The 21,585-nt window shown below is 61.1% G+C and carries 17 protein-coding genes; 10 read left to right on the top strand and 7 right to left on the bottom strand.

Features of this window, described 5'->3' with window-relative positions:
- Positions 1 to 7 precede the first annotated feature (7 nt).
- The gene (locus KGB14_RS11780; RefSeq protein WP_223486735.1) at positions 8 to 4,915 is read right to left on the bottom strand and encodes an NAD-glutamate dehydrogenase; all 4,908 of its coding nucleotides are present in this window, start codon (positions 4,913 to 4,915) and stop codon (positions 8 to 10) included.
- Positions 4,916 to 5,419: 504 nt separating this feature from the next.
- On the opposite strand from KGB14_RS11780, the gene KGB14_RS11775 reads away from it, so the two are divergent.
- The 10 genes from KGB14_RS11775 to KGB14_RS11730 all read left to right on the top strand — a co-directional run bounded on the left by KGB14_RS11775 (position 5,420) and on the right by KGB14_RS11730 (position 18,592).
- Positions 5,420 to 5,773, top strand: a complete 354-nt coding sequence (locus KGB14_RS11775) for a hypothetical protein (protein ID WP_223486733.1) — start codon at positions 5,420 to 5,422, stop codon at positions 5,771 to 5,773.
- A 216-nt stretch (positions 5,774 to 5,989) separates the two neighbouring features.
- Complete coding sequence (locus tag KGB14_RS11770) at positions 5,990 to 6,949, top strand: AAA family ATPase (RefSeq protein ID WP_150640839.1); 960 nt, start codon at positions 5,990 to 5,992, stop codon at positions 6,947 to 6,949.
- Positions 6,950 to 6,954: 5 nt separating this feature from the next.
- Positions 6,955 to 7,899 carry a DUF58 domain-containing protein gene (locus KGB14_RS11765; protein ID WP_223486731.1) on the top strand — a complete coding sequence of 315 codons (945 nt, stop codon included), beginning with the start codon at positions 6,955 to 6,957 and terminating at the stop codon, positions 7,897 to 7,899.
- A complete protein-coding gene (locus KGB14_RS11760) occupies positions 7,896 to 8,390 on the top strand; it encodes a DUF4381 domain-containing protein (RefSeq protein ID WP_223486729.1) in 495 nt (164 codons plus the stop codon). Before KGB14_RS11765 ends, KGB14_RS11760 begins: the two co-directional genes overlap by 4 nt.
- Complete coding sequence (locus KGB14_RS11755) at positions 8,383 to 9,462, top strand: vWA domain-containing protein (protein ID WP_223486726.1); 1,080 nt, start codon at positions 8,383 to 8,385, stop codon at positions 9,460 to 9,462. Before KGB14_RS11760 ends, KGB14_RS11755 begins: the two co-directional genes overlap by 8 nt.
- Positions 9,459 to 11,198 (top strand): tetratricopeptide repeat protein, encoded by a 1,740-nt coding sequence (locus tag KGB14_RS11750; RefSeq protein ID WP_223486724.1) that lies wholly within the window; start codon positions 9,459 to 9,461, stop codon positions 11,196 to 11,198. Before KGB14_RS11755 ends, KGB14_RS11750 begins: the two co-directional genes overlap by 4 nt.
- Positions 11,195 to 12,847 carry a BatD family protein gene (locus tag KGB14_RS11745; protein ID WP_223486722.1) on the top strand — a complete coding sequence of 551 codons (1,653 nt, stop codon included), beginning with the start codon at positions 11,195 to 11,197 and terminating at the stop codon, positions 12,845 to 12,847. Before KGB14_RS11750 ends, KGB14_RS11745 begins: the two co-directional genes overlap by 4 nt.
- Before the next feature lie 269 nt (positions 12,848 to 13,116).
- Positions 13,117 to 14,361: an exonuclease SbcCD subunit D C-terminal domain-containing protein gene (locus KGB14_RS11740; protein WP_223486719.1), complete on the top strand. Its 1,245-nt coding sequence runs from the start codon at positions 13,117 to 13,119 to the stop codon at positions 14,359 to 14,361.
- The gene (locus tag KGB14_RS11735) at positions 14,358 to 17,999 is read left to right on the top strand and encodes an AAA family ATPase (protein WP_223486717.1); all 3,642 of its coding nucleotides are present in this window, start codon (positions 14,358 to 14,360) and stop codon (positions 17,997 to 17,999) included. The genes KGB14_RS11740 and KGB14_RS11735 overlap by 4 nt, the downstream gene beginning before the upstream one ends.
- A complete protein-coding gene (locus tag KGB14_RS11730) occupies positions 17,996 to 18,592 on the top strand; it encodes a glutathione S-transferase (protein WP_223486715.1) in 597 nt (198 codons plus the stop codon). Before KGB14_RS11735 ends, KGB14_RS11730 begins: the two co-directional genes overlap by 4 nt.
- Positions 18,593 to 18,704: 112 nt before the next feature.
- Here KGB14_RS11730 and KGB14_RS11725 read toward each other — a convergent pair whose 3' ends face one another.
- The 6 genes from KGB14_RS11725 to KGB14_RS11705 form a co-directional block, all read right to left on the bottom strand.
- Positions 18,705 to 18,962: a hypothetical protein gene (locus tag KGB14_RS11725; protein WP_223486713.1), complete on the bottom strand. Its 258-nt coding sequence runs from the start codon at positions 18,960 to 18,962 to the stop codon at positions 18,705 to 18,707.
- Complete coding sequence (locus KGB14_RS11720) at positions 18,959 to 19,171, bottom strand: hypothetical protein (protein ID WP_223486712.1); 213 nt, start codon at positions 19,169 to 19,171, stop codon at positions 18,959 to 18,961. Before KGB14_RS11720 ends, KGB14_RS11725 begins: the two co-directional genes overlap by 4 nt.
- Before the next feature lie 115 nt (positions 19,172 to 19,286).
- The gene (locus KGB14_RS28460; RefSeq protein ID WP_263294585.1) at positions 19,287 to 19,412 is read right to left on the bottom strand and encodes a hypothetical protein; all 126 of its coding nucleotides are present in this window, start codon (positions 19,410 to 19,412) and stop codon (positions 19,287 to 19,289) included.
- A gap of 206 nt (positions 19,413 to 19,618) precedes the next feature.
- Positions 19,619 to 19,798, bottom strand: coding sequence for a hypothetical protein (locus tag KGB14_RS11715; RefSeq protein WP_007941320.1), 180 nt, complete (start codon positions 19,796 to 19,798; stop codon positions 19,619 to 19,621).
- Between the two features lie 155 nt (positions 19,799 to 19,953).
- A complete protein-coding gene (locus KGB14_RS11710; RefSeq protein ID WP_223486709.1) occupies positions 19,954 to 21,129 on the bottom strand; it encodes a lactonase family protein in 1,176 nt (391 codons plus the stop codon).
- Positions 21,116 to 21,412, bottom strand: coding sequence for a DUF5629 family protein (locus KGB14_RS11705; protein ID WP_223486707.1), 297 nt, complete (start codon positions 21,410 to 21,412; stop codon positions 21,116 to 21,118). The genes KGB14_RS11710 and KGB14_RS11705 overlap by 14 nt, the downstream gene beginning before the upstream one ends.
- Positions 21,413 to 21,585 lie beyond the last annotated feature (173 nt).

Here is a 21,585-nt window from a genome sequence, read left to right as displayed (position 1 = left end):
CGCCTGATCAGGCAGCCGGCTCCAGTTCGGCGCTGGCAGTGACAGTCGCAGCGGCAGGCACCACCGCTTGACCGCTCAACGCCAGGTCCAGCAGTTCGCGGTTGGCGACCGCATACATGGCGTAGTCAGTGCCGCTGGCGGCACGGATTTCCACCAGCATGGCGCGCCAGCGTTCGATCATGCCTTCGTGCTCTTCCATCCACAGCGCCAGGCGTGTTTCCACGTCCTGGGTGCCGTCGCCCTGTTGCAGGACCGAGATGGTGATCGCACGTTGTTGCCAGTCGACGTCATCACGGAACGCTTCACGGGCCAGGGCCTGCCAGTTGTTTTCAACCGGTAGAGCGCTGATCTGTTGCAGGTACCAGGTGATGTCCAGCGCGCTGCCCACGGCGAAGTAGGCCTTGGCCACGTCCGCTGCGTTCTGGCCGGTCACATCCGAAGCTTCGATGATCGGCAGCAAGGTGTACAGGTGAGTGGTGCCTGCAACCATACGCGCCAGCAACTCAGGTACGCCAGCAGCGACGTAAGCCTGATAGCGGGTCTGCCAGCCTTCGCGAGTCGGGCCTTCCAGCAGTTCGTCGAGCTTGAGGCCCAACGCCGCCAGGTGCGGACCGAAGTGCGCGACGTCACGGGCAGCGTTCTGCTCGTTGCGACGGCTGCGCAGGAACCAGCGCGTGGCACGGCGGCCCAGACGCATCAGCTCATCCATCAGCTCCAGTTGTACGTCGGCCGACACCTGGTAATCCAGGGCTTCGATCTGACGGAACCAGTGCGGGAGGTGGAAGATGTCACGCACGATCACATAAGCACCGGCCACGTTCGCCGGGCTCATGCCGGTCGACTCTTTGAGTCGTTGAACGAAGGTGATGCCCATGTGGTTCACCAGATCGTTGGCGATCTGGGTGCTGACGATTTCACGCTTCAGACGGTGACGGCGCATGGCGGCGGAGAACTTGCTGACCAGCGTCGGCGGGAAAGCAGTTTCCATGTCGCGGGTCAGGTAGTCGTCGTCCGGCACCAGGGAGTTGAGCAGCGCTTCCTTGAGGTCGATCTTGCTGTAGGAGATCAGCACCGACAGCTCGGCACGGGTCAGGCCATGGCCCGCCGCGACGCGCTCGTTGATCGCCTCTTCAGCCGGCAGGAACTCGATGGCGCGGTCCAGCTTGCCACGGCCTTCCAGATCGTTCATCAGACGCTTGTATTCAGCGATCCGCGGCAAAGCACGGCGAGCCGCCAGGGACAGAGCCTGAGTCTGCTTGTAGTTGTTGCCGAGCACCAGGTTACCGACTTCGTCGGTCATGCTCGCCAGCAACTGGTTACGTTGCTTGTCGGTCATGTCACCGGCGTGCACGACTTCGTTCAGCAGGATCTTGATGTTCACTTCGTGGTCGGAGCAATCCACACCACCGGCGTTGTCGATGAAGTCGGTGTTGGAACCGCCGCCATTGAGGCCGAATTCGACACGACCCAGCTGAGTCATACCGAGGTTACCGCCCTCGCCCACCACTTTGCAGCGTAGTTCGTTGCCGTTCACGCGCAGTGCATCGTTGGCCTTGTCGCCGACATCGGCGTGGCTTTCGGTGCTGGCTTTCACGTAGGTACCGATACCGCCGTTCCACAGCAGATCCACCGGTGCCTTGAGCAAGGCATTCAGCAGTTCGGTCGGGGTCAGTTTGTCAGTCTGAATGTCGAAGCGCTCTTTCATCTGCGGGGAAATCGCGATGCTTTTTGCGCTGCGCGAAAAGATCCCGCCGCCTTCGGACATGATGCTGGTGTCGTAATCCGACCAGGCCGAACGTGGCAAGTCGAACAGACGCTGACGCTCGGCGAAGCTGTTGGCAGGCTCCGGATTCGGGTCGATGAAGATGTGCAGGTGGTTGAACGCTGCGACCAGTTGCAGCTTGTCGGACATCAGCAAGCCGTTACCGAACACGTCACCGGCCATGTCGCCGACGCCCACCACGGTGATGCTGTCTTCCTGAACATTGATGCCGCGTTCACGGAAGTGACGTTGTACGCCGACCCACGCGCCCTTGGCGGTGATGCCCATTTTCTTGTGGTCGTAACCGGCCGAGCCGCCGGACGCAAAGGCGTCGCCGAGCCAGAAGCCGTAATCGATGGCGATGCCGTTGGCGATGTCGGAGAAGGTCGCAGTGCCCTTGTCCGCCGCCACTACCAGGTACGGGTCATCGTCGTCATGACGCACGACGTTGGCCGGCGGTACCAGCGCGCCGTCTTTCAGGTTGTCGGTGATGTCCAACAGGCCCGAGATGAAGATGCGGTAGCAGGCGATGCCCTCGGCCGCGATCTCGTCACGGCTGCCGCCCAGTGGCAGGCGACGCGGCAGGAAGCCGCCCTTCGCACCCACCGGTACGATGACCGAGTTCTTCACTTGCTGGGCTTTTACCAGGCCCAGGACTTCAGTACGGAAGTCTTCTTCACGGTCGGACCAGCGCAGACCACCACGCGCCACGTTGCCGAAGCGCAGGTGCACGCCTTCAACGCGTGGCGAGTAAACGAAGATTTCGAACTTCGGAACCGGCTTCGGCAGCTCTGGAATCTGGTGCGGGTTGAACTTGAAGCTGAAGTAGGACTTGTTCTGACCGTTGGCGTCGGTCTGATAGAAGTTGGTCCGCAGGGTTGCTTTGATCAGGTCCAGGTAACGACGCAGGATGCGGTCTTCGTTCAGCACCTGAACATCGTCCAGTGCCGCCAGAATCGCGTGTTCCAGGCGTTGCTGCTTGTCTTCCAGATCGTCAGTACCAAGCTTGCGCGCCAGGTAGAAACGGGTCTTGAACAACCGGGTCAACTCGCGAGCGATGTCGGTGTGGTTGTTCAGGGTGCTGGCGATGTAACCCAGGTCGAAGCCCAGACGGATCTGCTTCATGTAACGAGCGTAGGCACGCAGCAGCGCCACGTCGCGCCATGGCAGGCCGGCGGTCAGCACCAGACGGTTGAACGCATCGTTCTCGGCATCGCCACGCACGATGTGGACGAAAGCGTCCTGCAAGGTGTCGTTGAGCTGCTGGATGTCGAGTTCCAGGCCTTCGGCGGCGGTGAATGCGAAGTCGTGAATCCAGAATTCGCGGCCATTGTTGTGACGCAGGCGATACGGGAACTCACCCAGCACGCGCAGGCCAAGGTTTTCCAGGATCGGCAAGACATCGGACAACGCCAGCGGGGTGTCGGCGTGATACAGCTTGCAGTGCAGCATGCGCTGACCGGACACCTGGGCCAGCGGCTGATAGAAGCTCATGACCAGCGGATTTTTTTCGCTCAGGCTCAACAGGTGCTGCATGTCGACCACAGCCGAGTGGGCTGCGAAACGCTCGCGGTAACCGGCCGGGAAGCCTTTCGGGAAGTCGGCCAGCACGTTGGTGCCCTGGGCTTCGCCGAAGCTCTCGACCACCAGGCTCGCGTAGTCGTCCTGCCAGCTGCGGCAGGCCTGCACCACTTCTTTTTCCAGCAGAACCGGGTCGATGTCCAGACGGTTCTTCGGATCGACCCGCAGAATCAGTTGCACACGGGCCAGCACGGACTCGGAGAAGAAGGTCCAGAACTCGCAGTCCGAGGCTTTCAGGCGATCCATCAGCACTTGCTGGATCTTCTGGCGCACTTCGGTGGAATAGATATCGCGCGGCACGTAAGCCAGGCAGTAGCAGAAACGGCCGTACGGGTCTTTGCGCAGGAACACGCGGATCTTGTTGCGTTCCTGGATCTGCACGATCGACATCACGGTGGTGAACAGCTCGTCCACCGGAGTCTGGAACAAGTCGTCGCGAGGCAACACTTCAAGGACCTGAGCCAGTTCCTTGCCCAAGTGAGCCTTGGCCTGGAAGCCCGAACGCTGTTCGATGATCTCGACCTTGCGACGGATGTAAGGAATGACCCGCACGCTTTCGCCATACACCGACGAGGTGTACAGGCCCATGAAGCGGCATTCCTTGATGACCTTGCCATTGGCATCGATCTGGCGGATCGACACGTAATCCGGGTACGCCGGACGATGAACACGGCTTGGGTGCGCAGCCTTGGCAAACGACAGCGGCGTCGGTTCGCGCAGGTAGTTGACGGCGTAATCTTCGATGCGCAGGTCATCGACGGTCAGGCCGGCGCGCAGCAGTTTGGTCAGGCCGAGGAACGAGCTCTGGTCATATTCGATGTGACCGCCGTTCTGATCCTCGCCCACCACGAACTCTTCGTAGCCCAGGAAGGTGAAGTGGTTGCCCACCAGCCATTCCAGGAAGCTCTTGATTTCGTATTTTTCGTTGGTGTCGATGACGAACTTGCTGTTGTCGATGCCTTCGATCAGTTCCTGGACCTTGGCTTTCATCGGTTCAAAATCGGCGACCGCGACGCGGACTTCACCGAGAACCTGCTCCAGCTCTTTCATCAGGACATTGAGTTCGGCCGTGTTGGCGCAACGGTCGATTTCCAGGTACATCAGCGACTCTTGCAGAATGTCGTCGCCCTGGGTGCCTTTAGGCAGGATTTCCAGCAGCTCGCCCTTGCTGCCGCGACGCACGCTCAGCACAGTGGTTTGCAAGGTATGGATGCTATAGCCGCGACGGTTCAGCTCGGTGCGCACCGAGTCCACCAGAAACGGCAGATCGTGGTGCAGCACTTCGACCGCGGTGTGGGTCGACTGCCAACCGTGGCGTTCGTAGTCAGGGTTATAGACGCGCACTTGCGGATGCGCGTGATCGAAGCGCTCAAGCAGGCGCCACGCAGAAAGGGTGCAGCCGGCGAGGTCGGACAGCCGACGCTGGGTCAGCTCGTCCAGGGAAATAATGCCGAAGAATTGTTCAGAGAACAGCGCCACTTGTGGCAGTGCCTGTTCACTGATGTGCTGCGCCAGTGCCGCTTGCAGTTGATGCTGGAAGTCGGCTTTGCTGGCTGCGGTGAAGAACGCCATCTGTGGTACTCCGCTTGGGCTTGTTATTGATGGAAGCGTCGCGTGCAAACCCCTTTCGGGGCAATCCCGTCATCCTGTTCCTGATTCTCGGGCAGAGGAAACAGAATGACAGGTGGGTGAAGCTGGACGAGACACTCAGGTCACATTCACCTTCCATTGAATGGGCATCTGCAAAAACGACTGCCGGGGCAACAGGCAATGCCTTTACGGGTGCTCATCCGTTGCGCAGCTTAACGAGTGCGGCAAGGGCCGTGCTTGCAGCGCTGCGACATATTCGGTCATAGGCACGTAACTCGCGGCATATACCTTGAACAACACTAGCAGCCGTGTAGCAAAACGGGCGCTTTAAGCCCGGCTTTACGGTACATGCGTGCCAAAAATGACTGAGGATGCTTCGGCTGTTCACAATACATCCTCAGACACTCAGGCGAGCAGAAATTCCCCGGGGCTGGCAGAATTGCCCTTTGTTCGTCTTCACAATGCTCGTCGAGCCAGGAATACCCCATGCAAATGACCACAGCCCTCTTGATCGTCAACCCGTGCGATGACGAAGAAGACAACATGGCCATGCTCGCCTGCCATAGCGAGCAGGGCGAGATGTTCCTGATGACCCGCTACCCGGACGAGGACGCGCTGGACATTACCCTGGACGGCGAACCATCGACCCTGGACGGAGTGAAAATCACCCTAAGCCCTACCCGTCTATTGATCGAAATTGCTGCCGGTGACGCTGATGCACTTAATGGCGATGATTCTTTGGAAATCATTCACAGTACCGATGCCAGCGACCTGGCTGAGGTGGAAGAAACTTTGCAGAACATCCTTAAAGGTACCGGCACCTATATAAGCCAGCTCTAAGCCTCGGAATCTCGGGTGCCTGAGCCTGCTCGCGATGAGGCCAGCCAGATCACCACCCTGTCCCTCGCCTACAAACTTCCAACAATTTTGCCCATCATTTCCCGCACTTTGCACAAAATGCCGTTAGTCGCCGCCCCCTGCGATGGATTAAAGTAACGCCCCCAGCCCTGGCGTTATTTGAACGTCTTCGGTCACCCTTTCCAGGAACAGTCATCGATGGAACATCGTGAAGCGCTGCTCGCGCTGCGAACCTTTCTTTCAACGCAGATTCTCGGCCAGGAAAAACTCATCGAGCGCTTGCTCATTGCCTTGCTCGCCGACGGCCACATGCTGGTCGAGGGCGCCCCGGGGCTGGCCAAGACCAAGGCCATCAAAGAGCTCGCCGAAGGCATCGAAGCACAGTTCCACCGCATCCAGTTCACCCCCGACCTGCTGCCGGCCGACATCACCGGCACGGAAATCTATCGGCCGGAAACCGGCAGCTTCGTGTTCCAGCAAGGCCCGATCTTCCACAACCTGGTGCTGGCGGATGAAATCAACCGTGCGCCGGCCAAGGTTCAGTCGGCCCTGCTCGAAGCCATGGGCGAACGCCAGGTCAGCGTCGGGCGCAGCACTTACGAGCTGTCGCCGCTGTTTCTGGTCATGGCCACGCAAAACCCCATCGAGCAGGAAGGCACCTACCCGCTGCCCGAAGCCCAGCTCGACCGTTTTCTGATGCATGTAAAAATCGGCTTCCCCGACGCCGCCGTCGAACGCCGGATTCTGCAACAGGCCCGTGGCGAAGCGCTGCACGGTGAAACCAAACCCGAACGCCGGGTCAGCCAGCAGGCGATCTTCGCCGCGCGCAAGGAAATTCTCGGCTTGTACATGGCCGATGCCGTGGAGGAATACCTGGTGCAACTGGTCATGGCCACGCGCACGCCGGCCAAATTCGACCCGGAGATGGCCGAATGGATTGCCTATGGCGCCAGCCCGCGCGGTTCCATCGCCCTGGACCGTTGTGCCCGGGCCCACGCCTGGCTAGCCGGTCGCGACTTCGTCAGCCCGGAAGACATTCAGGCAGTGCTGTTCGATGTGTTGCGCCACCGCATCATTCTTTCCTTTGAAGCCGAAGCCGCTGGCATCGACCAGGACCGGGTGGTCCAGCGGATTCTCGACGTCGTAGCCGTCGCTTGACCCCGATGAACGCCCTCCTGCCGCCCGAGCCGGGCATCCGCATCAGCCTCGCCGAGCTGATCGAGATGCGCCATCGCGTGCGCGAAGTGCAGCTGTTTTCCACGCCGAGCCAGCGTAGCCCGCTGATCGGCCTGCACCACTCCAAACTGCGCGGACGCGGGGTGGACTTCGATCAGGTGCGGGTCTATCAGGCCGGCGATGACGTGCGAAGCATTGACTGGCGCGTCACCGCCCGGACCCAGGAGCCGCACACCAAGCTGTTTCATGAAGAACGCGAACGTCCGATTTTCATCATGGTCGAACAGAGCCGTCGGCTGTATTTCGGCTCGGGGCTGATGTTCAAGTCGGTGCTTGCTGCCCAGGCGGCGAGCCTGATTGGCTGGGCGGCGCTGGGTCATAACGACCGGGTCGGCGGGTTGGTGTTCGGTGACAACGAGCACTACGAGATCAAGCCGCGACGCAGTAAACAGAGCCTGCTGCAATTGCTCAACCGGCTGGTGCGGGTCAATCAGTCGCTGCACACCGAAAGCGAGCCGGACCGTGACGCGTTCGGTATTGCCCTGCGCCGCGCCCGGGAAGTGCTGCGCCCCGGCAGCCTGGTGATTGTGATCTGCGACGAACGCGCCTTGTCCGACGGTGCCGAGCAGCAGTTGAGCCTGTTGTCGCGCCATTGCGACCTGTTGCTGCTGCCCGTATCCGATCCGCTGGACCACGCCCTGCCCGCCGCCGGCCTGCTTCGTTTTGCCGAACGAGGGGCGCAACTGGAAATCGACACGTTGAATTTCGACTTGCGCCAGGCCTATCGCGCACAAGCGGAAGCACGGATCGCCCGCTGGGAGCTGCTGGCGCAGAAGCTGCGGGTGTTGCTGATGCCGTTGAGCACCCAAAGCGAAATGGTCGAGCAATTGCGCGAATACTTGAACCCACAGCGTCCGGGGAAAGGTCGATGAGCAGCCTCGATCAACTGCAACCGCTGATTTCCCCGCCACCGATCGGCTTCTGGCCGCCGGCTCCGGGCTGGTGGCTGCTGCTATTGTTGCTGCCATTGATTGGTTTCGGCCTGTGGCAGTTGCGCCGTTTCATTCCGAACAAGCAGCCCGTCGTCCGCGCCGAACAACCGCTGGACCCGGTGCGTCTCGCGGCCCTGGCCGAACTCGCCCTGATGCCCAAACCCTACGACGGCGCCCCGGCCGGTGCCTGGTTGCAGCAACTCAACGGTTTGCTCAAACGCCTGTGCCGCAACCATTACCCTTACAGCCAGAGCCATACCCTGAACGGGCGCAAATGGCTGGCATTCCTCGATAACCGCTGCCCGGCCGCCGGCCTTACGCGCTGGATGGTGCTGGTGGAAGGCGCCTACAAACCCGAATGCAAACTCGACGACAAGGCCATCGCCGGCCTGACCCAGGCCGTCGACACCTGGATTCGCAAACATGTTTGAGTTCGCCTGGCCGTGGATCTTCGCCCTGCTGCCCCTGCCCTGGCTGATGCGGGTGCTGCTACCAGTGGCCGACAGCGGCGAACCGGCGCTCAAAGTCAGCTTCCTCAGCGACCTCGAAGGCCTCGCTCGCCGTCGCGCCCGAGCGAATCTGCCGGCCTGGCGCCAGCAAGCTCCGTTCATCCTGCTGTGGCTGTTGCTGCTGATCGCCGCGGCGCGCCCGCAATGGCTAGGCGAGCCCCTGCCAGTGGCCGCCAGTGGCCGCGATCTGCTGGTGGCGGTGGACGTGTCCGGCTCAATGGATTTTCCCGACATGCAGTGGCAGGACGAAGACGTCAGCCGACTGTCGCTGGTACAGCATCTGCTCGGTGATTTTCTTGAAAGTCGCGACGGCGACCGGGTCGGGTTGATCCTGTTCGGCAGCCAGGCCTATTTGCAAGCGCCACTGACTTTCGACCGGCACACCGTACGGGTGTGGCTCGACGAAGCGCGGATCGGCATCGCCGGCAAGAACACCGCCATCGGCGACGCCATCGGCCTGGCCCTCAAGCGCCTGCGTCAACGCCCGGCACAAAGCCGCGTGCTGATTCTGGTCACCGATGGCGCCAACAACGGCGGCGAAATCGACCCATTGACCGCCGCACGACTGGCGGCCAACGAAGGCGTGAAAATTTACCCGGTCGGTATCGGTGCCAACCCGGAAGAAAGCAGCACGCTCGGTTTTCTCGGGATCAACCCAAGCCTGGACCTCGACGAACCTGCCTTGAAGGCCATCGCCCAAGCGACCGGCGGCCAGTACTTCCGCGCCCACGATGGCCAGGAACTACAGGCGATCAAGGAAACCCTCGACAAACTGGAGCCGGTCACCCAACAACCCACCCAGGCCCGCCCGGCCCAGGCGTTGTATCACTGGCCGTTGGCAATGGCGCTGCTGTTGAGCATGTTGCTGGTGATCCGTGAACGCTGGCCGCATAACCCGCTGCAAAGACTGTTTACCAAGGAGCTGTTTCTGCAAACGCAACTGCCCGATTGGCGTCAGCGACTCAAACGCCTGCGCCTGCGGAGGCGTCGATGATCGCGCTCTGGCCGCACTGGTTCCGCCCTTGGTGGCTGCTGTTGTTGCCGTTGCTGGGCTGGTTGCTCTGGCAACTCTGGCACCGGCAGAAGCGCGCTGGCCGCTGGCAAATGATTCTGCCGCCAGCCTTCCATGCCGCATTGCTCAGTGGTGGCAGCGGCCAAGAGAGCAAACTGCCGTGGGTTGCCCTGGGCCTGGCCTGGGTACTGACCGTGCTGGCCCTGCTGGGGCCAGGTTGGCAACGAGTCGAACAAACCAGTCAGAAACCCGCCGACCCGCTGGTGGTATTGCTTGAGCTGACCCCGGAAATGCTCGCCACCGACGTTACGCCGAACAGGCTGGAACAGGCCCGGCGCAAACTGCTCGACCTGCTGCAAAGCCGCAGCGACGCCCAGACTGCAATCGTCGTCTACGCCGGCAGCGCTCACACCTTGGTGCCGCTGTCGGATGACCTGTCGACCAGCCGCAACCTGCTGGATGCACTCAAGCCATCGCTGATGCCCCAAGAGGGTCATCGTGCCGATCTGGCGGTGACCAAGGCACTGGCATTGCTGGATCAGGGCGCCCTCGGCCAGGGTCGGATCCTGCTGATCGGTTCGTCGCTGACGGAACAGGAGCGCCAAGGGATTCGTCGAGCGCTGGACGACAAGTCCACAGCATTTCTGATGCTCGGTATCGGCAGCGCCGAAGGTGCGCCGGTCGCGCAGGACGATGGCAGTTTCCTCAAGGACGATCAGGGTGCAATTCTGGTACCGCGTCTGGACGGCCCCAGCCTGAAGGCCTTTGCCAACGGTCTGGGTGGACGTTACCGCCAGGCACGCCTGGACGATGCCGACCTGCGCGGCCTTGGCCTGCTCGACGGTCCACGGGATCTGCGCAACGATGGCCAGACGTTGCGCCTCGACACTTGGGCCGATCAGGGTTACTGGCTGCTGCTGCCCCTGTTATTGCTGGCCGCCTGTGCCGGGCGCCGCGGCTGGCTGTTCTGCCTGCCGCTGCTGTTCCTGCTGCCGCAACCGAGTTACGCCTTCGAATTCGAAGACCTGTGGCTGCGCCCCGATCAGCAGGGCCTGCACTTGCTCAAACAAAAGCGCCCGGCCGAGGCGGCGCAGCATTTTGAAGATGCTCAATGGCAAGGCGTGGCACTTTATGAAGCCGGCGACTACAGTGGCGCCGCTCAGCGGTTTGCCGAAAGCAATGACGCCTACGCCCACTACAATCGTGGCAACGCCCTGGCCAAAAGCGGTGAGCTGGAAGCGGCGCTGGATGCTTACGAACAAGCGCTGGAACGTCAACCGGACCTGCGCCCGGCCCTGACCAACAAGGCACTGGTGGAAAGTCTGCTGAAACAGAAGGCCTCGGCGCCGCCCGTCGAGCCAGACAAAAACGCAGGTGATGAAGCCGAAACCACCACGCAAGAACCGCCGCCGGGCAGTGCCACCCAGCCGTCGAGCAACGGTGAACCGAAAACCGACGCCCAACAGACCACCCCGGACACCGAACAGCCGCCCACAACGCCACCGCAACCGGGCGCCAATGAAGTCCCGGGCAGCGAGTTGGGGGATGAACAAAGCACCACGCCACCGCAGCGCCCGGCCAGCGACATGATCGAAGGCGAACAGCGCCAGGCGCTGGAGCAATGGCTGCGCAAGATCCCGGATGACCCCGGCGAACTGCTCAGACGCAAATTCTGGTACGAACAGCAACAACATCAGGATCAGGAAAAAACTCGATGACCCGCTTCACCGCCTTCTTGCTCGCACTGCTGCCCGCCCTGTTGCTCTGCACCGTTCAGGCCCAGGCCGCGGAGCTGGTCGCCAGTGTCGATCGCAGCCGCCTGAATTCCGGCGAGACGGTCGAACTGATCCTGGAATCCAGTGACGTGACCCAGTTCGGCAAACCCGACCTGACCCCGCTCGAGCCGCTGTTCGAAGTGCGCGGCACCCGCCAGGTCAACCAACTGAACACCCTCAATGGCGACACTCAAGCGACCACCCGCTGGATCATCACCCTGCTGCCCCGGCAAAACGGCAGCGTGGTGATTCCGTCGCTGCAACTGGGCGATGCCCAGAGCCAACCGATTACCGTGCAGGTGATCGAAAGCGAAACCCAAGACCGCAGCAACACACTGGCACCGGTGTTCATCGAAGCCAGCCTCGACCAGAACAGCGTCTATGTGCAGGCTCAGGCGATCCTGACCCTGCGCATTTACCATTCGGTGTCGCTGTACGACGACAGCAGCCTGACCCCGTTACAGATTCCCGATGCGCGCATCGAACAGCTGGGCGAGTCGCGTACCTACGAAAAGGTCATCAACGGTTTACGCCATGGCGTGATCGAAATGCGCTACGCGATCTACCCGCAGCACAGCGGCGAATTGACCATTCCAGCGCAGATGTTCAGCGCCACGCTGGTCGATACCCAGCCGTCCCAGGACGCAACACCCCAAGGGCAAAAAGCGGGCAAGCTGATGCGCGTCAGCTCCGCCGAGATCCCGCTGACGGTCAAGGCCAAACCCGCCACTTATCCCGTCGATGCTCCCTGGCTGCCGGCCCGCAGCCTGAGCCTGAGCGAAAGCTGGAGCCCGGAACCGGATCACGTGGAGGTCGGCGACTCGCTGACCCGCAGCCTGACCTTGAACGCCGAAGGCCTCGCCAGCTCCCAGCTGCCCCCATTGCCCGCCACCGAGATCAACGGCCTGCGGCGCTACCCGGACCAACCGGTGCTGGGCAACCAGAACAGCGAACGCGGCTTGATCGGCAGTCGCGAGGACCGTGAAGCCCTGGTGCCGACCCGCACTGGCGCCATTGACTTGCCGAGCGTTGAAGTGGTCTGGTGGAACACCTTCGAGGATCACCTGGAACACAGCAGCCTGCCGGCCCGCACGCTGCAAGTGGCAAGCAATCCGAGCCTGATCGTCGACACCCCGGCGGGCAGCCCGCAAGTCATGTCCGGCACCAACAGCGAAGCCCTCCGGTGGTGGAAACTCAGCACCGTGATCCTGGCCTGCACCACCCTGCTGGGCTTTGGTCTCTGGTGGCGCGCCCGTTCGCAACCGGCAATCCTGCGTGCCGCGCAAACCGGCCCGAGCCCACGCACCCTGCTCGACGACCTCAAACGTGCCTGTCAGGCCAACGACCCTCAGGCGACCCGCCAGGCCCTGGACGCCTGGGCCCGGCAACAGCCCGAAACCCTGGCCGACATGGCCGCGCGTTTTGTGCCGCTCTCCGATGCACTGGACGGCCTGAACGGCGCGCTTTACAGCGAAACCGGCCAATACTGGCAGGGCGAAGAACTCTGGCGCGCGATTCGCGCGATCCCGACGGCCGAAGGGGTTCAAGACCTGGTCGGTGATACTGGGTTGCCGCCGCTTTATCCCAAATAGAATCAAAAGATCGTCCGAACGCGGCCCGAGCCTTCGGCAGCTCCTACAGGTGCGTGTTCTCCGCAAAAATCGTGGCGAATATCAATGTAGGAGCTGCCGAAGGCTGCGATCTTTTGATCTTCCGGCGCCTTCAAGGGCGCCAAAAGATCGCAGCCTGCGGCAGCTCCTACACGGACCGTGTTCCTCTGCACATTTGCCAGTAAACTCCCCCCTCTTTAGCCGCCAACATTTTCCTCGCGGCCATCACCTTATTTCCTACGGAGTACGCCTTGCGTCTGTTTCACACCTCCGACTGGCACCTTGGGCAGAACCTGCATGGCCAGGACCGCGATTTCGAGCACGGCTGCTTCCTCGACTGGCTGCTGCGCCAGCTGAAGCTGGACCAGCCCGATGTGCTGCTGATCGCCGGCGATATCTTTGACACGGTCAACCCGCCGGTCAAAGCCCAGGAACGCCTCTACGATTTCATCGTCAGCGCCCACGAACAGCAGCCGCTGCTGACCATCGTGATGATCGCCGGCAACCACGACTCCGGCTCGCGGATCGAACTGCCCGCGCCGTTGATGCGGCGCTTGCGCACTCACGCCCTCGGTCGTGTGCTGTGGCTCGATGACGGCCAACTGGATGCCGAACGGCTGTTGCTGCCGTTGCCTGATGCCAGCGGCGAAATTGCCGCCTGGTGCCTGGCGCTGCCATTCCTGCGCCCGGCCGAAGTGACCGGCGCGCATTTGGGCGATAACTACTTGCGCGGCATCGGTCAGGTTCACGAATGGCTGATTGAAGCGGCCAACGCCAAGCGCAAGCCAGGCCAGGCACTGATCGCCATCAGCCATGCGCACATGGCTGGCGGTTCGGTTTCGGAAGATTCCGAGCGCAGCCTGATCATCGGCAACGCCGAAGCCCTGCCCGCCAGCCTGTTCGGGCCGAGCATCAGTTACGTCGCCCTCGGGCATTTGCACAAACCGCAGAAGGTCAACGGTGAAGAGCGCATCCGCTATTGCGGCTCGCCGATTCCGTTGTCGTTCTCCGAGATCAATTACCAACATCAGATCCTCGACATTCAGCTTGATGGCGAAACATTGGTCAGCGTCGAACCGCGCCTGATTCCGCGCGCCGTCCATTTGCAACGCCTCGGTTCGGCACCGCTGGCGGAGATCCTGCTGCAACTGGCCGACCTGCCCAACATCGACCTGCTGGCCGATATCCAGCGTCAGCCATGGCTGGAAGTGCGGGTCCGTCTCGACGAACCGCAACCGGACCTGCGCCATCAAGTGGAAACCGCCCTGCAAGGCAAGGCCGTGCGGCTGGTACGGATAGCGGCTGAATATGCCGGCAACGGCGGCCGCGAGGGTGTCGATGACGGCGCTGCCTTGATCGAACTGGATCAACTCACACCGCAGGAACTGTTCAGCCGCGCCTGGCAGGACAACTACGGCAGCGAGGTAGACGAGCAAACGCTCAAGGACTTCGCCGAGCTGTTGCAAGACGTGCAGATGGAGAGCGAACAGCCGTGAAAATTCTCGCGATCCGCCTGAAAAACCTCGCCTCCCTGGCCGGTCCGTTCGAAATCGACTTCACCGCTGAGCCCTTGGCGAGTGCCGGCTTGTTCGCGATTACCGGGCCGACCGGTGCCGGCAAAAGCACGCTGCTCGACGCCCTGTGCCTGGCGCTGTTTGGCGCCGTGCCGCGCCTGAACAACACCGGACGCGATGCCAAGGTCCCGGACGCCGATGGCGAAATCGGCACCGGCGACCCGCGCACCCTGCTGCGCCGTGGTACCGGCGAAGGTTATGCCGAAGTGGATTTCGTCGGTATCGACGGTCGCCGCTATCGCGCTCGCTGGGAAGCCAACCGTGCCAGGGAAAAGGCCGGCGGCAAGCTGCAAGCCAGTCGCCAGAGCCTGCGCGACATCGATCAGGATCAACTGCTGGCCAGCCAGAAAGGCGAATACAAAGCACAGCTCGAAGCCGCGCTGGGCCTGAACTTCGAACAGTTCACCCGCGCCGTCATGCTGGCTCAGAGCGAGTTCAGCGCCTTCCTCAAGGCAGACGATAACGACCGCAGCGAACTGCTGGAAAAGCTCACCGACACCGCGCTCTACACCCGTCTCGGTCGTCGCGCTTTCGACAAGACCAAAGAAGCTCGCGAAGCCCACAAACTGTTGCAGGATCAGGCCACCGGGGTCACGCCGCTGTCGCCGGAAGCCCGGGCCGAACTGAATGAGCGCTTCAACGACGCTCAACAGCAACTCAAGACCCAGCAAGCGCAGCTCAAACAGCTGGAGTTGCAACACACCTGGCTCAAGGAACTGCGCCAGGTGCAGGACGCGCAACAGAGCGCCACCGAGCAACTGCACTCCGCCCAGCAACACTGGAACAGCCTGGCCGGCGAGCGCTTGAAGCTGACCCGTCTGGAACAACTGGCTCCGCAACGGCATCAGTTCGCACGCAAGACCGAACTCACTGCCCAGCTCACGCCGCTGGCGGCGCAGATTCAGCAGCACACGCAACAACAAAGCGAGCTGGCTGATCGACAGACTCAACTCGAACAAAGCCTGAGCTCCGCCCAAACGGCGCTGACCCAAGCGCAAAGCCAACACACCGCCAGCGCTCCACTGCTGCGCCAGGCCTTCGAAGAGCAAAGCACCCTCGCCCGCCTGGTCAAGGATGCCAGCCTCAGTGCCGACCTCAAGCAGCAGGCGGAACAGGCCTGCACTCAGGGTCAGGGCACGATTCAGGGTTTGCTCGACCAGCAGAAGCAGGTCGCCGAACGGTTGCAGCGGATTGCCGGAGAGCTTGAACAAAGCACCCATCTGGCGCCGTTGAGCGATGCCTGGAACGCCTACCGCGATCGCCTGCAACAACTGATGCTGATCGGTAATCGCCTGAACAAGGGCCAGGCCGAACTGGCCGCCCTGGAGCAAAGCGCCGCCCGCGCCGCCGAGGAACTGGCCACCCAGCGCCAAAGCCTTGAGGTGCTGTACAAAGAGGCCGGTGCCGAGCCTGAAGCGGTGGCCGAGCAGATTCAGATCCTCGGCAGCCTGCTACAGGACAACCGCAAGCAATTGCGAGCCTTTGAAGAGTTGACGCGACTGTGGGCCAGCCAGAAGGAACTGGACAAGCGCGGTGCCGAGCTGCAGCAGCGGCAACTCGCCGCTCAGCAAGACCGCGATCGTCTGACCCAGGACGGCGTGAAGACCAAGGCCGAGCTGACCGTCGCCGAACAGACCCTGACCGTCACCCGCGAACTGCTGGAGCGTCAACGTCTGGCGCGCAGTGCCAGCGTCGAAGAACTGCGTGCGCAGTTGCAGGACGATCAGCCATGCCCGGTTTGTGGCAGCCCGGACCATCCTTATCATCAGCCCGAAGCCTTGCTGCAAAGCCTTGGCCGGCATGATGAAAGCGAACAGGCCAACGCTCAGAAAGCCGTCGACCTGCTCAAGGACAAACTCACCGATCTGCGCGCTGAAGTCGGTGGTTTGATTGCCCAGCAAAAGGAATTGCTGCAACAGCAGGAACAACTCGCGACCCAGCAACAAGGCCTCACGCCGAGCCTGGAAGCGCACCCACTGTCCGCTCAACTGCTGGCCCAGGACGCAAGCAAACGCGATACCTGGCTGACGCAACAAAGCAGTCAGTTGAACCAGAGCATCACCCAGGACGAACAACGGCAAACCGCCCTGCTCACCCTGCAACAGGATGCCGCGCGCCTGGCGCAACAACTGCGCAGCGCCGAAGCGGCGAATCAACAGGCAACACAACACCTGCTCAACCAGCAACGCGAGTTGAGCAGCGATCGCCAGCGCCTGGACGAAGAACTGACGGCGTTCAGCACCCTGCTACCCGCCGAGACGCTGGAGGCCTTGCGCAACGAACCTGCTGCAACCTTCATGCAGCTCGACCGGCAGATCGCCCAGCGTCTGGAACAACTCGACCAGCAGCGCGATGAACTCGGCGAACAGCAACAACGCCAGCAGACGCTGGACAAAGAACAGTACCAACAGCAGACCCGCATACAGCAACTGGACGCCGCGCAGCAGCAGTTCGCGGCGCTGGCCGGTCAGCAACAGGCTTGCCAGGAAAAACTGACTCAACTGCTGGGCGAACATGCCAGCGCCGAACAGTGGCAGCAGCAACTGGATCACGCCGTCGAGCAGGCGCGCACTGCCGAAGCGACCGCCAATCAGGAACTGCAAAGCGTGCGCACGGGGTTGGTGCAACTGGCCGCCGAACTCAAGGCTCAACAGGAACGTGCACAAGCCCTGGAAAGCGAAGACCGCGAGTTGAGCAACAAGATCGCCGACTGGCGCGCACAACATCCAGAGCTGGACGACGGTGGACTGGAAGATCTGTTGAGCGTCGACGACCAACAGGTCAGTGAACTGCGTCAACGATTGCAGCAGAGCGAAAAAGCCATCGAGCAAGCCAAGGTGCTGTTGCAGGAGCGCGATCAGCGCTTGCTCGATCATCAGGCGCAGCACAACGGCAATCTCGATGCAGAACAACTGGCCATGACGCTGGCCGAACTGCAAACCCTGTTCGCCGTCAGCGAACACCGCTGCGCCGAATTGCGCGCCGAACAGGCTGAGGATCAACGTCGGCAGAATGCCAATCAGGCGCTGGCTCAGCAGATCGCCGACGCCTACACCGAATACCAGCGCTGGGCGCGCCTGAATGCGCTGATCGGTTCGGCCACCGGCGACACCTTCCGCAAAATCGCCCAGGCCTACAACCTCGACCTGCTGGTGCATCACGCCAACGTCCAGTTGCGACAACTGGTGCGACGCTATCGCCTGAAACGGGGCGGCAGCATGCTCGGATTATTGGTGATGGACACCGAGATGGGCGACGAACTGCGCTCGGTGCATTCGCTGTCCGGCGGCGAGACATTCCTGGTGTCGTTGGCGTTGGCGCTCGGTTTGGCGTCGATGGCTTCGAGCACGCTGAAAATCGAATCGCTGTTCATCGACGAAGGCTTCGGCAGCCTCGACCCGGAATCCCTGCAACTGGCCATGGACGCCCTCGACGGTTTGCAAGCGCAGGGCCGCAAAGTTGCGGTGATTTCCCATGTGCAGGAAATGCATGAACGGATTCCGGTGCAGATTCAGGTCCGCCGCCAAGGCAACGGCCTGAGTACCCTGGAGGTGAAATGAATACGCTGTATTCGTTCCGTCGCTGCCCCTATGCCATGCGCGCACGCATGGCCCTGCGGTATTCAGGGGTGGAGGTGAATATCGTCGAGGTCAGCCTCAAGGCCAAACCTGCCGAAATGCTCGCACTGTCGAGCAAAGGCACGGTGCCAGTGCTGAGTGTGGACGGCCGGGTGATCGATGAAAGCCTGGACATCATGCGCTGGGCACTGGCGCAGAACGACCCGCAGGACTGGTTGTTCAAGGATGACCCGCAAGGACAGCAACGCAGCACCGCATTGATCGAAGAGAACGATCAAGTGTTCAAGGTGCACCTGAATCGCTACAAGTACGCCGAGCGTTATCCCGAGCAGCCGATGACGTTTTACCGATCAGAGGGCGAGGTGTTCTTGCGCAAGCTCGATGAATTACTGAAGGGCCGCGACTACTTGCTGGCCGGGCATCCGAGCCTGGCAGATATCGCCGTGATGCCGTTCGTACGACAATTCGCCCACGTGGATCGCGAGTGGTTCGAGCAGACGCCTTATGTGCGATTGCAGGCGTGGTTGCAGCGCTTCATCGAGTCAGATCTGTTCACATCAATAATGAAGAAATAACCGAGCCCCTGTAGGAGCGAGGCTTGCCCGCGAAGAATCCACCGCGGTGTTCAAATAAACCGCGTCATCGTTCTTCGCGGGCAAGCCTCGCTCCTACAAGGGGGGTGGGGATTCAGGTCAATACCGAGCACATTCCCAACGCCGAGCAATCCACCTGGAACGGCCCGAAGAATTCGCCATTGGACTTGATCGGCGGATTACCCACCAGCAACCCCAAGGCCTTGGCAGTCTGAATGTTGTGGGCGATGTTATGGTTGCATTCGATGGCCCGTGCCACCGACCCCGCCGAGCCCTGCCCTATCCCAAGCAAGGAAGCGCCATTGGTCATGAATGCCAGAAAGGCGATGACCCAGAGTCTGTGTCCTTTCATGCCCCCACCACTCCCGCCACGTCGGCGTGATCGACCACTACGTTCTGGGCGTGGTGCTCGAATTGAATGGCGGGATAAGCGACCTGGATCGGTGCTTGAAGGCTGTGTTGCGATTGAGCCGAAAGGCTGACGACCAACACCATGGCCATGTAAAGGCCGATGGCCAGGTAGGCGCCGTGTTTGGCAGAAGTAATGATTGCGCTGGCCATGGTGTTCTCCGTGGGCATGTTTCAGTGCCCACAGAATCGATCAAAAAACCGAAGATAACTAGCGACCTTTATGCATAGTAGCTATCAGTTTTATTGATCATGAACCCAGCGTGTTTCAGCCTTCGATAAAACTCATCAAGCGTTCGCGGGCCGCCTCGGGCTCGCTGGGAACGGGCTGGGCAGCCGACAGAATCGGGGTTGAATAGAGAAACAGGAGAACCACTGCCAGACGCATCGCCATGCTGTCGATCCTTTTAGGGAAGGAGTCAAAAAATCAGCGTCAAATTTAGACGCATGGCCATGTGATATCAAGCAATACATTGATAGCAATATGATGCTGTCGTAAACGCGTTATGCAGGAGCGACATCACTTCGGGGCTTCTCGACGCCTTACAGCTCGATCGGCAAGTGACTTCGCTCCTGCATAAAAGGTGCAGGGTTCAGATTTCAGTGTTGAGCTTTGTGATCCAGCGCGGCGTAGAAGTTAGCGCTCTGTTGCAGGTATTTCTGGGTGTAGCTTTGGGTGTGGGATTTTTTGTCGCTGATTTCAACGTTGGCGCTGGCTGGCAGTGCAACAGTGGCAGAGATAGCAGAAGCGGCGATGACGGAGAAGAGATTGAAGTTCATGGCGGTGTTCCTCGATTCAGTTGGCTTGCTTGCCCGGTTGGGCCGTGAAGCAAACTTAACTCCCGAGGGTCGACGCCTTGAAATGCTTTGTAGCATTAGCCGATATCAGTCTCATTAATAGAAGGTTGCAGGCCCCATCAACCGGGGCCTGCGGCCTATTGACGCACCAGAAACTTGAGATCGCTGGGGGCATCCATCGGCAGTTTTTGCACGGTTTTTCCCAACAGACCGGTCTTGGCATCGCGCTCGACGACGACAATCTGGTTGCTCTTCTGGTTGGCAATCAGCACGAATTTGCCACTGGGGTCGAGGCTGAACTCGCGCGGGTGATCACCGTCCACGGAGCGGCGTTGAAGCTCCCTCAGGTGACCGGTGGCCGGGTCGATGGCGAACACCAGCAGCTGATTGGCGGTGCCACGGTTGCTGACGTACAGGAACTTGCCATCGGCCGAAGCATGAAGCCCAGCCGCAGCCTTGCCCGATGTGGGCAGACCCGCCGCCAGATCGACCAACTGGGTTTGCTCAAGCTTGCCGTCCCGGTAATCGAACACCGCGACCTGCGCGCTCATTTCCATGGTCAGCCAGGCGTGCTTGCCATCGGCGCTGAACAGCAAGTGTCGCGGCCCGCTGCCCGGTGGCAACTGGACGGATGCGGGGTTGGCAGCGGTCAACGGCAGTTCCGGGTTGGCCTTGGGATCGAAGCGGTAGACAAAGATCTTGTCCGCCCCCAGATCGTTGGAAAACACGTATCGGCCATCCGGCGATGAAACCACCGAATGCACGTGCGCCGACTTCTGCCGCTCGGGGTTGACCCGGCTGGACGGATGACTGCTCATCTGCACGACAGGTTTTAGCTTGCCATCGGTGCCCACCGGTAACACCGCCAAGGTGCCGCCCGGGTCTTCAGCCACCGAGTAGTTGCTGACAAACAAATGGCTGGCATCACCGCTGAGGCTCGAATGCGTCGGTTCGTTGCCCAGGGTTTGAACCTGATTGATCAGACTCAGTTCATGGGTCTTGGGGTCGATCGCATAACTGCTGACACGCCCTACCGGATCGGCCTGGCCCGGGCCGTTTTCGTTGACCGCAAACAGACGATGTTGATCCTTGGACACGGTCAGCCAGGACGGGTTAGCGCTCTTCAGCACTTGCAGAGGTTTGGCGTCGATCTGCCCGGTGCGGCTGTCGAAATTCAGGCGATAAATCCCCTGGCTCTGGCCGGCGGTGTATGACCCTACCAGCAACTCGTAATTGTCGGCCGGGGCCGCTTGCACGCCCATCGCGCCTACGCTGCCGGCCATCAACAGCGGCCAGAAGTTACGCATCCTCATTCGTTTCGTCCTCGTCGTCACCACCGCCAAACGCAGTCGTGCACACCAACCGGTGCTCGCCGGAATCTCCGGTGATCAGCCAGCTTTGCAGAGTGGCGTCGAAGGTCGCGGCCTGGGTCTGTGCCGGGGTGAACTCCCAGTGCTTGGCCGCACGGCCGTCCATGCATTCGATGTGCAGGTTATCGTCTTCATCGAGGGAAAATTCGAAGGCGTGCAGCCCGTCGATTTCCAGCATGTAGCAGTGTTCAAGGGCTTCGATCAAGGTGTTGGTTACGGCAGTCATGGCAGTCAATCTTTGAATGGGAAAGAGGCAATGATAGCTCATGCACTAAAGGATCGTTCCACTCGCCCCCTGTGGGAGCGAGCCTGCTCGCGATGATGGCAGCACATCCAACATCAAGGTGACTGCCAGACCGCTATCGCGAGCAGGCTCGCTCCCACAGGGAACGCGTTCAA

It is taken from the genome of Pseudomonas sp. A-RE-19 (assembly GCF_019956555.1).
In the GTDB taxonomy this organism is placed as follows: domain Bacteria; phylum Pseudomonadota; class Gammaproteobacteria; order Pseudomonadales; family Pseudomonadaceae; genus Aquipseudomonas.
Note: the sequence above shows the minus strand (reverse complement) of the source record. Positions and strands in the feature narration are given on the sequence as shown.